Annotated in this window: 12 protein-coding genes; 6 read left to right on the top strand and 6 right to left on the bottom strand. The window is 38.0% G+C overall.

Annotation, left to right across the window (positions count from 1 at the left end):
* Positions 1-405: 405 nt before the first annotated feature.
* Genes U735_RS0110595 through U735_RS0110585 form a run of 3 tightly spaced genes read left to right on the top strand, consistent with a single transcriptional unit; the run spans position 406 to position 4322 of the window.
* Positions 406-1674, top strand: a complete 1269-nt coding sequence (locus U735_RS0110595; RefSeq protein ID WP_034248428.1) for an SIR2 family protein — start codon at positions 406-408, stop codon at positions 1672-1674.
* Positions 1667-3388, top strand: a complete 1722-nt coding sequence (locus tag U735_RS0110590) for an ATP-binding protein (protein WP_083260664.1) — start codon at positions 1667-1669, stop codon at positions 3386-3388. The genes U735_RS0110595 and U735_RS0110590 overlap by 8 nt, the downstream gene beginning before the upstream one ends.
* Entirely contained in the window at positions 3372-4322 is a 951-nt protein-coding gene (locus U735_RS0110585; RefSeq protein WP_198036646.1) for a hypothetical protein, read from the top strand. The genes U735_RS0110590 and U735_RS0110585 overlap by 17 nt, the downstream gene beginning before the upstream one ends.
* 69 nt (positions 4323-4391) lie before the next feature.
* Here U735_RS0110585 and U735_RS0110580 read toward each other — a convergent pair whose 3' ends face one another.
* Positions 4392-4880 carry a heme-binding domain-containing protein gene (locus U735_RS0110580; RefSeq protein WP_031443789.1) on the bottom strand — a complete coding sequence of 163 codons (489 nt, stop codon included), beginning with the start codon at positions 4878-4880 and terminating at the stop codon, positions 4392-4394.
* A gap of 201 nt (positions 4881-5081) precedes the next feature.
* On the opposite strand from U735_RS0110580, the gene U735_RS24580 reads away from it, so the two are divergent.
* Positions 5082-5453, top strand: a complete 372-nt coding sequence (locus U735_RS24580) for a hypothetical protein (RefSeq protein ID WP_051892069.1) — start codon at positions 5082-5084, stop codon at positions 5451-5453.
* 538 nt (positions 5454-5991) lie between these two features.
* On the opposite strand, the gene U735_RS0110570 is transcribed toward U735_RS24580, so the two are convergent.
* From U735_RS0110570 to U735_RS0110560, 3 genes are all read right to left on the bottom strand, one after another.
* Entirely contained in the window at positions 5992-7110 is a 1119-nt protein-coding gene (locus tag U735_RS0110570; RefSeq protein ID WP_198036645.1) for a dienelactone hydrolase family protein, read from the bottom strand.
* Between the two features lie 17 nt (positions 7111-7127).
* Positions 7128-7307 carry a twin-arginine translocation signal domain-containing protein gene (locus tag U735_RS25750; RefSeq protein ID WP_198036644.1) on the bottom strand — a complete coding sequence of 60 codons (180 nt, stop codon included), beginning with the start codon at positions 7305-7307 and terminating at the stop codon, positions 7128-7130.
* Between the two features lie 1098 nt (positions 7308-8405).
* The gene (locus tag U735_RS0110560; RefSeq protein WP_031443786.1) at positions 8406-8840 is read right to left on the bottom strand and encodes a cupin domain-containing protein; all 435 of its coding nucleotides are present in this window, start codon (positions 8838-8840) and stop codon (positions 8406-8408) included.
* A gap of 71 nt (positions 8841-8911) precedes the next feature.
* Here U735_RS0110560 and U735_RS0110555 point away from each other — a divergent pair, with 71 nt between their 5' ends.
* Entirely contained in the window at positions 8912-9517 is a 606-nt protein-coding gene (locus U735_RS0110555) for a TetR/AcrR family transcriptional regulator (RefSeq protein WP_034248425.1), read from the top strand.
* Positions 9518-9845: 328 nt separating this feature from the next.
* Complete coding sequence (locus U735_RS25005; RefSeq protein ID WP_051892065.1) at positions 9846-11255, top strand: sensor histidine kinase; 1410 nt, start codon at positions 9846-9848, stop codon at positions 11253-11255.
* A gap of 82 nt (positions 11256-11337) precedes the next feature.
* Here the strand turns inward: U735_RS25005 and U735_RS0110545 are convergent, their stop codons facing one another.
* Positions 11338-12822 carry a mannitol dehydrogenase family protein gene (locus tag U735_RS0110545; protein WP_031443783.1) on the bottom strand — a complete coding sequence of 495 codons (1485 nt, stop codon included), beginning with the start codon at positions 12820-12822 and terminating at the stop codon, positions 11338-11340.
* Positions 12822-14543: a purine-cytosine permease family protein gene (locus U735_RS0110540; RefSeq protein ID WP_031443782.1), complete on the bottom strand. Its 1722-nt coding sequence runs from the start codon at positions 14541-14543 to the stop codon at positions 12822-12824. Before U735_RS0110540 ends, U735_RS0110545 begins: the two co-directional genes overlap by 1 nt.
* Between the last annotated feature and the right edge of the window lie 44 nt (positions 14544-14587).

Below are 14587 nucleotides of genomic sequence, written 5' to 3'. Positions count from 1 at the left end.
TTTTTTTATGGTCATATTTTCTGGTTAATATCACTAAACTTTATTTGAACAATATAAATATATCAATTCAAGAAGTCGTAGATAATATTTCTGAAAATACTAGCTCCTATAAAAGATTGTATAAAAGACATCTGAAAAAATAAAAACGAACGCATAGTATTTTGTATAAAAAATAACAGTTAAAACGGTCAATATCAGGGTTTTGTCCTACTAGAACTGCGTAGCGGTTTGACTGGCAAGTTCCAAGAAATCTGCCACTACTCATACCATTTACCGTTGTCAGCGAGCTGAAAACCCAGGCGTACAAACAGTACTTTTGTTTGTCACCGAGACGAAAACGAACGCTTAAAAAACCAAAAGAGCTGTTTTTGCCAACGCTCTAAACCAATAAACAAATAGTAAAAAATGGAAAAAGAAATATGGAAATACATTCTTTTGAGTGGAAAAACAAATCAACTTAAAGTAAAAAATCCTGTTTACGATAAAGGAGAGTTGAAATCCATTGATGACTTAAAACCTTTTAGCAAAAAAGATGATGAAGGTAATTCAATTAAGCCAACACTAGCAGATGCCAACAGCGAGAAAAGAAAAATTTATACAGACTTTTTCAAAAAACCATTTAAAAATCTACTTGTTTTATCAGGAGCTGGTTCTTCAATGGATGTAGGTGGACTTTCAATGTGGCAACTTTGGAAAGAAACAGAAGAAAAGTATAGAATTGATAAAACTGAGGAAACACCAGAAATTGATGGTTTTAAAATTATACGAGAAGCGGTAAAATTTGAGTCAGAAGAAAAAAACCTGGAAGCATTGCTTTCTCATATTGAAGGTTATAGTAAATTCGTTGAAGATGTTGAAATAGAAATTGGAGGTGTTAAGACAAAACTAACTGTTATAAAAGATGAAATTTTCAAGTTAATAAAAGATAAATGCACTATTCCTGCGCCTTCGGAGAATTTTCCTCATAAAACGTTTTTAGAAAAATTATTACAACGCAAACAAACTAATCCAAGAATTAAAATTTTCACACTCAACTATGACTTATTATTTGAATATGCTGCTACAGAAGTAAATGCGATAGTTGTCGATGGGTTCTCTTTTACATTCCCTAGAACATTTAGTGGTAGGTATTTCGATTATGATATTGTTCAACGAGAAGGAAGTAAATTAAAGGAAGAAGACAACTTCATTCAACGGGTTTTTCATCTTCATAAACTACACGGTTCGTTAAACTGGGAACGAGATAATTCTGACCAAAAGGTAAAAATTAATAATAGGCCAGACAAACCATTAATGGTTTATCCGAGAGATGCGAAATATGAGGATTCTTATGGTCAACCATTTTTTGAAATGATGGCAAGGTTCCAGAGAAATCTAAGAAAAAATAATGACACTTTATTGATCTGTATAGGTTATAGTTTCAATGATAAACATATAAATGCAGCTATTGAAGAAGCGTTAAATCAAAACCCAGGATTTAGACTCGCTTCGATTGACCCTGGTTTTGAATCTGATAATATTTCACCATCCTTGAATGAAATTAAAAAAGTAGCTCAAGAATCTGAAAGGATTCTATTAACCGCAGAATCTTTTACGGAATTTGCGAAGCACTACCCAGAAATAAAAACCTATGAGAACTTCAATCACCAATCCATAAATTTAAATAATGGATAGCAAGAAGATTAATCCATTTAGACATGAGTATTTTCTTGGTTACATTAATCAAGTCCTTCCTCAATATGTAAAAGTGCATTTTCCGTCATCTGTTTTACTAAATGGGTTTACTCATTATGGTAAAGAATTTAATGGTGGTCTGGTTGGAAGCTTTGTCGTAATTGAAGGTAGTAATTATGGGTTTTTAGGAAGAATAACTGAATTACTACTTCCTGAATCAGAGAGACTATCTTTAAGTGAAAAAGCATTTCAAACTAGTGAATTTCATCCTTCAGGTAAAATAGAAATACTTTTATCCTTTGACTTATATGACCCATTGACAGTAAAAAAAGGTTTAACTACGTATCCAAATATTGGAGCTAAAGTTTTTGTGAGTTCAGGAGATTTAGTTCAAGAATATATGTCAAGATTCGGTATTAAGAATGAAGAGAATACTACAGCAGTTAATTTAGGCCATTTAGTTTCAAGTCCAAATATCGCTGTCAAAGTTAATTTACAATCCATTTTTGGTAGACATTGTGCAGTTGTAGGAACAACTGGAGGAGGAAAAAGCTTTACTGTAAGTAAACTAATCGAAGCTTTAATAAAAACTGGCAATAAAGCTATATTAATAGATGCAACTGGTGAATACAATGGAAAATATGACGGTTTAAAAAACATCAATATTGGAGATGGAGAAAGTGTTTTTCATTATTCTCAGTTAACAATTGACGATTTATTCTTTATGCTAAAACCTTCACCGCGAACTCAAACCCCTAAATTAATGGAAGCTATAAGGTCATTGAAAATTGCGAGTTTGTGTGAAGGTGAAAACTTAAAGTTTGATGGCAAAGAAATACCTGTAGAATCAGGACTTATAAAGAAAAAAGGATGTAATAAAAAACCTTATGAAGTTTTCTACTTTAGAAACATAGGAGTTATCGAAAACGGAATGGCAGATTTTGATTTCTCAAAACTGACTAGACAATTAAACGAAGAATGTGTTTGGGACAATGGTACAACGTGGGGCGATATTTCTCAGAACGATGTATCATATTGTGTGAGTTTAATTTCAAGAGTAAATAATTTAGGTAATACACCAGAATTAAATCAAGTATTCGGGTTTCAAGAAGAAAAGAAAGAAAATGATATAACTGACTTAATTAATAACTTTATATCGGTTGATAATAAAGATGACAAACTTTTAAGACTAAATCTTAAAGATGTTAAATACGATTTTCAAGTAAGAGAAACATTAGTCAACGCAATAGGAAAATACTTATTGAATAAAGCCAGAAATAGAGATTTTGAAAATTCCCCTGTTGTTGTTTTAGTAGATGAAGCACATCAATTTTTGAACAAATCTATAAAGGACGAATACTTTGAATCTAAACCTTTAGACGCATTTGATTCAATAGCAAAAGAGTGTAGAAAATATGGCTTGTTTTTATGTATCGCTACACAAATGCCAAGAGATATTCCTAAAGGCACTTTAAGTCAAATGGGAACTTTTATAGTTCATAGACTAATAAATTTTAATGATAAAGAAGCGATAAGTAGTGCTTGTAGTACCGCTAATAAAAACACATTGGACTTCTTACCTATTCTTGGAGAAGGAGAAGCTGTTGTAACTGGTGTAGATTTCCCAATGCCAATTATTATGAAATTCGAAAAACCAATTGAGGAACCAAATTCAGGAACACCAAAATTGAATGTACTTGATTATTACAAATGACAACGCACAAAGCTATACCCCCCCTGCTGGAGCGAGCCTGCCTATCGGCCGACAGGCGTCACACCTGCATGACGACGAGGCAGGCTCGTACTGTCTGTCTTTCACACTATTACCTGCTATGAAATATAAACTGAACCTATTCTTTGGCATCGTCTTTCTCCTTGGAAGTTGCGCCAACAATAAAAGTGATGACTTTATTTGTGCTCCAGAACCAATGCCAAAGTACGATTATAGAGCAAGCATAATTGGAGAAATGACTCCTCAATTAGATTCTGTTCTAAGGATAGAAAAAAGAAGGGAAATCTTTAAACCCTGTAGAATTTACGCTTTTGATGCAGCATTCTATAGCGCATCTAATGAATTGCTATCCAAGGAGCGTATTTTATTAATGGCAACAGGGAAGAGATGGGAACATAATCCTGAAAAACAGGACGAGATTCTGGTAAAATATGAATTTGACAAGGAGTCAATTGATAACATCAATTTATATCAACTCAACAAGAGCGCCATTTCCAATGAATGGTGGCAAACAGTAAGTACAGGAATAAGAGAGAATGTGGAAGAAATATGGATGCATCCATTCAGGTCTAACCAATATAACTTCACAGAGGTAGCTCCATTTCCGCAAATTAAATTCCCTTTGAGTGTAGGAAAAAAATGGACGGACAATGATATAAAATTGCAGGAAGGTTGGGGGGATTGGTCCCACATGAAAATAAGAAGTACCTTCGAAATACAATCCAAAGAAACTATACAAACAACCTATGGCGAACTGGAAAACTGTTGGAAAGTTAAAGCTGTATCAAACTTTGACCTTGGCCGTTCTGAAGTGACCTATTGGTTTCATGAAAAATTTGGGTTTGTAAAGTTGAACTATGTGAATTATGGAGACCAAAAACTACATATTGAGTTAGCAGAAATAAAAGATAACTAGCATTTTAAAAAGTCCTTAGCTTTTAACATGCAAATGGTGAACCTTTAAAAAAAAACAAGGCTAGTTCAATTAATTCTGGGTGGAATCAATTTCTTGCTCCACTTTTTGCTGCATTTCTTTTGCCCAGTCGGCAAGTTGTTGGTATTGTTTGTCCGTTAGTTTGGCTTCCTCATGCAGCCATAGGTAAGATTTAAGTGGCATGGTCTTTTCTTTCATGACCAAGTGTAGGGATTCGAATTTCTTGACCGCAGTATCCGAGGGATAGGTGGCGAATTCGGAGAAATTCAAAGCCTGTTTGGCCTGGTTAATATGGCTGTTCATCCACCAACTTACAGGTTGTATGTTATAATACCAGGGATAGTCTTCGGTATAATTGGAATGGCAATCATAGCAGGCCACATACAGATCCATTTGGATATTCATTGGCACCTCATATTTATCCGTAATGTCCACCTCGGTATCGGCGTCCACATAATTTTTTTCAGGATTCAATATAGGCATTTGGAGCAGTAGGAATACCACAAGTAATACAAGGACGATCTTTAAGCTAGGATTCATAATTTCATGTTCAAAAAAAGCAATACTTTCAATAATAAAAGACCACAAATACCTCTACATCAGGACTAAACTAATGAATTTTTTTAAAACTTTTTTTGAAAACAATTCTAGTAATCGCCCCATAATTTCCTTACAATCATACAAATATCTGCCATTTTTATCGTATTTTTAGAAGTAAACCGTTTAACAAAATCATCAACTATGAAACATACAAAAACTCCTTATTTCGGATTATTATTGACGGCTTTTCTTTTTATGTTCTCATCCAACGCTTTTGCCCAAAGCAGTGAAACTATCAAAGGAGAAGTTTTGGACATGTCTTGTTATGTTACACAAGAAGCTACGGGACAAGGCCACAAAAAATGCGCCCAAGCCTGTTTGGATAAAGGATTACCTGCCGGAATTCTCAGTGAAAACGGAATGGTTTATCTTTTGGTGGAAGACCACAACGCTGCCGATGCCTATAAACAAGCCATTTCAAACGCTGCTGAAACGGTAGAAGTAACCGGAAAAGTGGTGGAAAAAGATGGCATAAAATCTATTGTTGTAGAAAAGGTTACCGTAAAGGGATAATCCACAACTCTTTTTAAGCTTATTCAAAAGCAGTTCTTTAAGGAGCTGCTTTTTTTTATGGCTGTATTTTTCCAGTGTTTCATTTGAGGATCATGCTTAGTTGATGTGTTTAGGCAAACGTATAGGATCCAAGAATACCATCATCCTCTTTCATTGTACTCAAGTGGTTGTTACTGTTTTCATCGGTTTTCGTGAATCTCCGATTTAGTTCATTAATTTCTACTTATTATTTCAAGCTATTCATGAACCTTCGGTTTCTTTGCTTGTCCGACCCTTCGACTCCGCTCAGGGTGCGGCCATGACACCTCCACCGCGGAAGAAGATAGACCACACCACAGACTTTGAAATCAATGTTCAATGATTTGTTGATACTATGTAGATTAATGCAACATAGGAAAGATCTATTTTTATTTTAGTAGTAAATCAAGGGGTTTTTACATAGGGTGCAGGAAGGCGTACATAGAGCATTTCACCCAAGACCTTGCCCTTGCTACAGCTGGCTCCTTAAAACCAAGGTAATAATTTATAAGAAAACCTCTTATTTCCCCAACCAGATATCAAACCAATCAAAAGCATCATTCTGCATCTGGACATCAAACTTATGTCCGCCATCATAGAATTTTCCGCTATACTTTTCGGGATGTCCCGCTTTGGCAAAGACTTCGGCTAGAATGTCATCTGCTTTTTTCATTTCGGGCAAGGTGTATAGTCCGTCTTGATTATTGCTCTGCACCATGGTAGGAAGGGGTACCCGCAGTCCAAAAATTTCAGGGAAGTCCAGATAGTTCGCCAGGCCCGGCGCATAGGTCATCCAGGTATGGGTGTAGGATCTGTTCAGTAAAAAATCTTTCCAGGTAGACATAAAACCTACGCATACGGCACATTTTATGCGTGCATCCATTCCCCCCAAAAAAACAGTACGTAGTCCCCCACCCGAGAGTCCACCGCAACCTATCCGATCGGGATCCACGTCTTTTCTAGCGCTCAGGATATCCAGAGCAATACGGTCTTCGGCCAGTACCATACCGGTGTAGGATGTACCGGCAGAAAAAAGGGATTTGGCCATAACATGTTCATGGTGGCCTGCCCATTCGTTATAGGCTTCTATGTTCCTGACATCTTCAGGGTTTTCATCGGTGCGTCCCTCCGCTTTTAACGGGCCCCATTCAATACCTGCCATATCTTCATAGAACACCCGCCGGCTGGCAAAGGAAAAAGCATCATGTACCAAAACGGCATAACCCCTTTTGGCCATCTCATTTGCCCATGCCCTACCCTCATAATCGCTTTTCTGGTGCTCCACGATAAGCGGATGCTGGTTATCTGAAGTTTTGGTAATCTTTCTTTTGCCAAAATATTTTTTCCCGGCATGGTCGTGCAGGCCCAAAATAGCGGGCAGCCTCCCTGTGCTGTTTTCAGGTTTCATAAAAATAGCCTCCACCGGTCTTCCGTAGGGCAATTGCCAAGTAAGTTCCTCTATATGGAGTCCGTCGTAATTGAATTTCCTTTTAACGGTAACTGTAATAGCTTCTTTAATCAAAGGCTCACCTATCTGTTCCTGGGCCTTGGCATGGGCACTGGGCTTCCAATCCTCGATATTGGACCATATGTCGTTTCGGAACGACAACTTGGGCGGATCCTGCATTTGTGAGGCCAACCAAGGGCCGTATTGGCCTATAAGACTTTTGGAGATTCTGCATTCATAGGGAGTGGTTTTGAGTTTGATGTATTATTGAAAGCCCCGCTTATAGTGCCGGGCAAGAGTGGCAAGGCCACACTGGCCAGCGCCGTCTTGGATAAAAAGTCCCTTCTGGAACCTTGGATTTCGGCATCGGTATTTTTGGATTTTTTCATATTCTAGAATAAATAGCGGGACATTTAAAGTTACCAATTATTTCCAATTATTCTATACCATTGGTTTATGGGTGTTGAGGGGTTGGACACTTAGAACACTAAAATGAGGTCTCTCCCGATAACCATCGGGATGCGCCTGTCTACCGATAGGCAGGCTCGACCGGACAACATTGCCCTACACAACCCATTAACAATTAAAAATTGATAAAACTTAAATAATAGATCATTAATTAAAACTAATGTTTCTGTCTCCTCGAGCGGAGTCGAGAGGTATTGGACGTTTAGAACATTGAAATGAGGTCTCTCCCGATAACCATCGGGATGCGCCTGTCTACCGATAGGAAGGCTCGACCAGACTACATTAGCCTATACAACCCATTAACAATTAAAAATTGATAAAACTTAAATAATAGATCATTAATTAAAGCTAATGTTTCTGTCTCCTCGAGCGGAGTCGAGAGGTATTGGACGCTTAGAACATTGAAATGAGGTTTCTCCCGATAACCATCGGGATGCGACTGTCTACCGATAGGCAGGCTCGACCAGACTACATTAGCCTATACAACCCATTAACAATTAAAAATTGATAAAACTTAAATAATAGATCATTAATTAAAACTAGTGTTTCTGTCTCCTCGAGGGGAGTCGAGAGGTATTGGACGCTTAGAACATTGAAATGAGGTTTCTCCCGATAACCATCGGGATGTGCCTGTCTACCGATAGGCAGGCTCGACCAGAGAACATTACCCTACACAACTCATTAACAATTAAAAATTGATAAAACTTAATTAATAGATCATTAATTAAAACTAATGTTTTTGTCTCCTCGGGCCTGCCTGGTCGGACAGACTGGCGGAGTCGAGAGGTTTTGAACCTAGATCCCGCCGAAAAAGGCGGGATTAGTTCAACTTGCAATTTTCAGTGCGTCTTACTTACTTCTCAAAATTGAGTTTCACTAATTAAAAACAATAACAACGACTCGAGCAAAATGGAGGTGTAATTTTATACTACCAAAGCTCCAAGCCTATTGCTTTGGGTGTTAACACTAATCATTTAAAAAGTTCTGCTTCCAGCTCGTGGCAACAAGCTTTGAATCATTTACATTTTAATATGCATGTCAAAACTAGCTGCAGATTGGATTACCTTTTGCACCATTTCCGGGGCAACTGATTTCATTTGGGCATCCGTTTCTTCTTCCGATATTCCCATTTCTTCAAAGAATCCTCTAAATCCCTTGGGACTGTGAATATTGATGAGCTTACAAGGTTTGTCACTCACATTTTCAAAGGTATGTAATGTGTGGGGTGGAATATCTATAACTTCCCCTGCCTTTAAAGTCTTTATTGCCCCGCCAATAAAAAATTGGACTTCACCATCAACGACCATAAATGACTCATTGTAGGATTGGTGGGTATGTGGTGGCGGCCCTTTTACCTTTGCAGGGGTTTCTATAACTGCTAAATCGTAATTTCCAGTAGTATCATGGGTAGTTATCTTATGTCCTACTACCCATTTTGCATAACCATTTTTCATATATGAGATTTTTGTCTCATAAATATAGAACAGAATTTTGACTTCAGCAAATTTTATAAGATATTTGTCTCATGAAAAGGGAATACATCCAAACCGGAAGAATTAATCAAAAGTTGGAAACAAGGAGCAAAATCCTTGAAAGTGCCAAACAATTGGTCCGCCAGGGGATAGATTTTAATCTTGAAGATGTTGCAAATAACGCCGAAATATCCAGGGCCACCATTTACAGATACTATCCCAATCTAGAAATACTCTCCTATGAGGTAGGAATAGACATTGGAACTAAAACTCCAGAAGACATAATTGAAGATCTTAAGGACTACTCGCTTAATGATACAATATTGGGTATCCAAAATTATTACAATGACCATGCTGTAAACAATGAAAATGCTTTTAGAAAATATTTGAGCGCCGTTCTCACATCTGCTTCTGAAAAGAAACGTGGTGCAAGACGGAACAAGACGCTACAGCTTGCTTTAATGAAAAGCGGTCTAAGACCTAAAGAAAAAAAAGATTTGGTGCACTTTCTGACCATCTTAATGGGAATAGAACCTCTTATTGTTGCCAAGGATGTCTCTGGATTGGACAACAAAGAATTCAAAGAACTGATGAGTTGGGGAATGAAGTTAGTTTTAAAAGGATTCTTTGAAGGTAAAGTAAGTAACTCTGACCTGTAACAGTGAAATCCATGAAACGTAATCCTCCAACCTACCCAGCATTCTAACCTTACATATTAACATTCCATTTACCATAAGTAAATAATCCTTAATCTTGGACCTTTTTAGCTTTTCACAAATTTAAATTATTTGTTAGACAGCTTCGCTGTTTAGTGGGTCCGGCTAAAATTTGAGGGTAATTGTAATAATTGTCCAGAAACAGCAGATACCGTAGGTCGAAGGGTTAAACAAGCACATAAATCCATTTAAGCTTCCCAAAAAACATTAAAAAAAGAGAATATTGCGCGATTTTTTTTAATCTTTATCAAAATAAAATGAATAGCGACCAATGACCTTAGACTACCCCTCGATATTGTTTTTTTTAGCGGTGAATAATTTATTTATCATTGCTTTGTTTATCTATCAATATTTTTATCAGCACAAACAATGGTATTTGTTGCTGGTTGCATTGGGTATTACGTTTCAAACCCTTGCCATTCTCATGTATGCCAATAGGGACTTATTTCCTGCTTTGCTCAGTTTGCGCATAAATAATTTCCTTATGATTTCTTGTTTTGCATTTACCTCGTTTGGACTTGTTTCGTTTGATGGTAAAGTGCGAAAAAAACTTTTATGGATTTACGCTGTTTTTGTTTGCCTGTTTTATTCCGTGATTTTGTTAGCTGAAGAAAACTACACCATGCTTAGTATTACACGCATAGTTTCCTGTTCACTTTTCTATGGGATAGGTGCTTATTATCTATTTTTCAATAAAAATAAATACAAGTTTTCCATCCTGTTAAGTGGAGTACTTCTCTTGTATTCAATATTCCAACTAATTCGTGCTATTCACGTATACCAATTGGGCGACTCATATGTTTTCCTCCAGAACTCTACCTTCAATAATTGGTTTCTAATAATTTCTGTCCTTGTAATCAGTGCTATTAGTATAGGTTTTATAATGCTTTTAAAAGAAGTAGACCAAAAAACAATACTTCGAAAAAATAAGATCATTGAAAAGGATAAACTAGAGCTGGAAGCTTTGAACCAGACCCAAAATAAATTATTTTCAATTATAGCCCACGATTTAAGAAGTCCGTTCAACAACATTTTATGCCTTTCCGAGCTCCTCTCGGAAAAGGTAGCGGCCACCGAAAATTCCGAATCTGAAGAGTTTGTAGATCTAATAAATATCACTGCCAAGAATACACTCAGTTTGCTGGATAACTTATTAAATTGGGCAAAATCACAAACTGGAGAACTTGGTTTCAACCCAGAAAAAATTAACTTATCTAAAGTTATATCGCACATCATTGAACTTAAAACATCCCAGGCAAAAGCCAAGAACATTTCCTTGTATTTTTCCGCCACTGATGAAATTGAACTAAGTACTGATGAAAATATTTTAGGAACCGTTTTACGCAATTTAATTTCGAACGCCATAAAGTTCACAAATCCAGGCGGACAAATAGAGGTTGCAGCCATTACAAATCAGGGTTATGTGGAAATTTCTATATCCGACAATGGAGTGGGTATGGACGAAAATACAGTTCAAAAAATATTCGATTTAACCACTAATGTAACCTTGCCTGGCACGGCGAACGAAAAAGGTTCCGGTTTAGGTCTGGTCCTTTGCAGGGAATTTGTAAAAAAATTGGATGGACAACTTTGGGTGGAAAGTGAAAAAGGAAAAGGCAGTACTTTCAAATTTACGCTGCCCTATAATATTGCAGCACCAAAATTGGCGAAAATTGCTTGATAACTTGATATAGGAAAAGCCCTGGACCATTCCTAAAATTATTTGGACCTTAGGTTTTCACACACTATAACGGAATCATGCTCTAGAGCATACTTAGCATTTGCTTTTTGATATCTCCTTTTTCATAAATTTTCTGTACCAAATCCAAATAGAGCTCAGTGAAGTGTTTATTTTGAACAAGATCACCAAACAGGGATTCTTGTCTTATAAATGCAAGCGGGTCCGTTTTTGCTTGTTGTGCTGCCCGTTGCAATTCGCCGCTCATGGCATCTATAATTTCAAGGGGTTGCCCATTCTTATCAAGCCCCTTATCACTATAGTAGCACCAGGCAGCCAGTACCAAGGTTGCAAATTTAATGCTTCCTTTTCCGGCCAAATTTTCCAGAAGGGTCGGGATTAGAAATTTTGGCAATTTGGCAGAACTTTCCGAGCAAATACGGCTAACACTATCCTTAATATTGGGGTTGGCAAAGCGTTCCTGCAAACTGTCCTTGTATTTATTGAGATCTATCCCTTTTACTTCATCAAGTACCGGACTTGCCTCTTCATCCATATATGCCCTTAAATAGGTAACGAAAGTCTCGTCTTCCATACAGGCATTAATGGTTTTATGGCCGTAAATAGCGCCCAGAATACCCAGTACGGAATGGCCCGCATTAAGTAGACGGAGTTTCATTTTCTCATAGGGTTTTACATCGGGTACAAATTGTACCCCCACCTTTTCGAACTCTGGTCGCCCATTCGAAAATTTATCCTCAACCACCCATTGTATAAAAGGCTCACAGGTAACCGGCCACTCATCTTTTATACCTTGGGTATTTTCCAAATATTCTATATCCGTTTGACTTGTAACTGGGGTTATCCGGTCTACCATACTATTAGGAAAACACACCTCCTTTTCTATCCATTCGGCCAGGGCCATATTTTGTTTCCGAGCAAACGCCAGCAACATCCTGCGTGCAACATCCCCATTGTGTTCAATATTATCGCAAGACATGATGGTGAATGCCGCAAGTCCCGCATCACGACGCCTTTTTAAAGCAGCTGTTAAATACCCATATACGGTTTTAGGACTTTCGGGATGTTTCAATTCATGTTGGATATCTGGATTGGCAAAATCAAATTCTCCAGTGGTCGGGTTAAAATTGTAACCGCCTTCCGTAATGGTAAGGGAAACAATTTTTGTGTCCGGATGTGCCATGATATCCAGAACGGCATCGGTCTCATCCAGACCCAGTTTAAAATCGATTATGGAACCTATAACCTGTGGCTCTATCGTGCCATCCGGATGCTTTACGATTAAAGTGTAAAGTCCGTCTTGTTTTTTAAGCACATCATGTATTTTTCTATCCCCTTCCCTCAAGCCAATTCCACATATACTCCACTCATTGTCACCAAACCCTTCCATAAGCTTGTGTGTATAATAGGCTTGGTGGGCCCTATGAAAACCACCTACTCCAATATGTACCATTCCCACTTTTTGTGCCTTGCGATTATAAGTAGGGACAGGAATTAACTTGCCCAACTGAGTCAAATTTTCTTGCTTAAGAAGTATAGTTTGTTTCATTAAAGTTTTGCTTTTTTTGATTTTATGCGTAGCAAAGCCCAATAGGCCGTTACGAAATAAATGATGGTGCAAATAAATGCATATCTATAAAATATTTCCCGATTTTCCAGGTACATATTTTCATCATCACTGCCAAATAATACTACTGAGGCCAGAATTAAGGTAATGATCAGGGCTATGATCGCTATGGTTTTAAGAACCTTGGAAAATATGGATACAACTACAAGGGGCTTGGCCTCTGTTTTGGCCTGGTGCTCATGAAACTTTGCAATCTCTTGGTTGCGTGCAATTTCTTTTTGTTCAGCTTCCGGATATTTCTCCTTGGCACCATAGCGGGCCGCCAATAAGGTATAAACCAAGATAGTAAAAATCCAAGTGGGAATAAATAGATAGAAGAAGGACATTACATTAAGTGTATTCAATCCAAAACCAAATACCAATCCCAAGCCCCATGAAGCTACCGCGGGAGTACTAAAGGTTAACTGACGATAGGACGACCAATAACGGGTAAACCCAATTCTAGGAAAAATTTGATGTTCAGCAAATACGATGGCCCCCACTGGAACCACCAAAAGACCAGCATAGGTAAGTAGCGGAAGGATCTGTGAAAATACAAAAGGAAAACAGGCTACAGCAATGGTTACCAATCCAACAACTATGGTAGTTTTCTTTCGGGAATGGTTAAAGAAAATAGCCTGTGCGGCCAAACCTGCTCGGTAAAGATTTGTAATGGCGGTAGTCCAACCTGCAACAATTACAATCACAAATCCGGACCAACCAAGGGCATAATAGGCAACATCACCTGGATCCAATTCTACAATTGCCTTCCCCAGAATTACTGCGGTTCCGGCACCCATTATACCGGCAGCAATCCAGGCCACATAATGCCCGAACATCATACCTGTACTGGTAGCCAGACCATAGGATTTCTTTTTGGCGAAACGTAAGAGGGCCATATCAATAAGTCCAAAATGGGTAATGGTATTGGCTGCCCAGGCAAAGCCGATGACTTCTATTAATCCAATGCCCGGTTCCCCATTGCTATCGGTTCCTGTCCATATTGACTGATCACCCAAACTTATAAAATCGTTCCAACCATTGGGTAAGGTTTTATCCAAAACGTCAAGTGACAATGCAGGTAAAAGCACCATAGCCCCGCTAGTAAACATTACGAACAACCATGGGGCACATAGGCCCGAAAATTCGGAAACAGCATTAAAGCCATAGAGCGCAATGGATACCACTACGATACCTACGGACAAGACAATTAAAATGAACCACATATTGGTTGGATACCAATTGAGTTGGGCAGGGATATCAAAAGCAAATCTAACAGCAGTAGCGGAAACAGTTACCATAGCTGCGGATATGACCGAAAAGATGATGACATTGGCCCAATTATAGAGTTTTGTCATGGAATCTCCGGCAATCTTATTGAGATAGGTATATAGACTTAAACGGGTATCCACAGCAATTGGGGAAGTGATGAATGTCCAACTGAGAACGGCCAATATATTCCCGATCAATAGACCCAATAAAATGTCCATTGTTTTTGCACCCAGGGCTACAAAGGTAGCTCCTATAACGAACTCGGTTGCCGCTACATGTTCTGCGGCATATAGTCCGGCAAAATGGGTCCAATCATGTAATTTATGTTTGGCAACGGGTAGTTGTTCCTCGTTTAAGCTTTCGAACTGTTTAAAATCGTTGGTAGTATTCATATTCTAGGTTGGCTATGGTAACTGAATTCTTTTTATTTATTCTG

Origin of the sequence: Arenibacter algicola (assembly GCF_000733925.1) — a bacterium.
Lineage (GTDB): Bacteria > Bacteroidota > Bacteroidia > Flavobacteriales > Flavobacteriaceae > Arenibacter > Arenibacter algicola.
Note: the sequence above shows the minus strand (reverse complement) of the source record. Positions and strands in the feature narration are given on the sequence as shown.

Bases quoted from the DNA above. Each gene is read 5' to 3' on its own strand.
- U735_RS0110595 (WP_034248428.1), top strand. From the start codon at position 406: ATGGAAAAAGAAATATGGAAATACATTCTTTTGAGTGGAAAAACAAAT.
- U735_RS0110590 (WP_083260664.1), top strand. From the start codon at position 1,667: ATGGATAGCAAGAAGATTAATCCATTTAGACATGAGTATTTTCTTGGT.
- U735_RS0110580 (WP_031443789.1), bottom strand. From the start codon at position 4,880: ATGAATCCTAGCTTAAAGATCGTCCTTGTATTACTTGTGGTATTCCTA.
- U735_RS24580 (WP_051892069.1), top strand. From the start codon at position 5,082: ATGAAACATACAAAAACTCCTTATTTCGGATTATTATTGACGGCTTTT.
- U735_RS25750 (WP_198036644.1), bottom strand. From the start codon at position 7,307: ATGAAAAAATCCAAAAATACCGATGCCGAAATCCAAGGTTCCAGAAGG.
- U735_RS0110560 (WP_031443786.1), bottom strand. From the start codon at position 8,840: ATGAAAAATGGTTATGCAAAATGGGTAGTAGGACATAAGATAACTACC.
- U735_RS0110555 (WP_034248425.1), top strand. From the start codon at position 8,912: ATGAAAAGGGAATACATCCAAACCGGAAGAATTAATCAAAAGTTGGAA.
- U735_RS25005 (WP_051892065.1), top strand. From the start codon at position 9,846: ATGACCTTAGACTACCCCTCGATATTGTTTTTTTTAGCGGTGAATAAT.
- U735_RS0110545 (WP_031443783.1), bottom strand. From the start codon at position 12,822: ATGAAACAAACTATACTTCTTAAGCAAGAAAATTTGACTCAGTTGGGC.
- U735_RS0110540 (WP_031443782.1), bottom strand. From the start codon at position 14,543: ATGAATACTACCAACGATTTTAAACAGTTCGAAAGCTTAAACGAGGAA.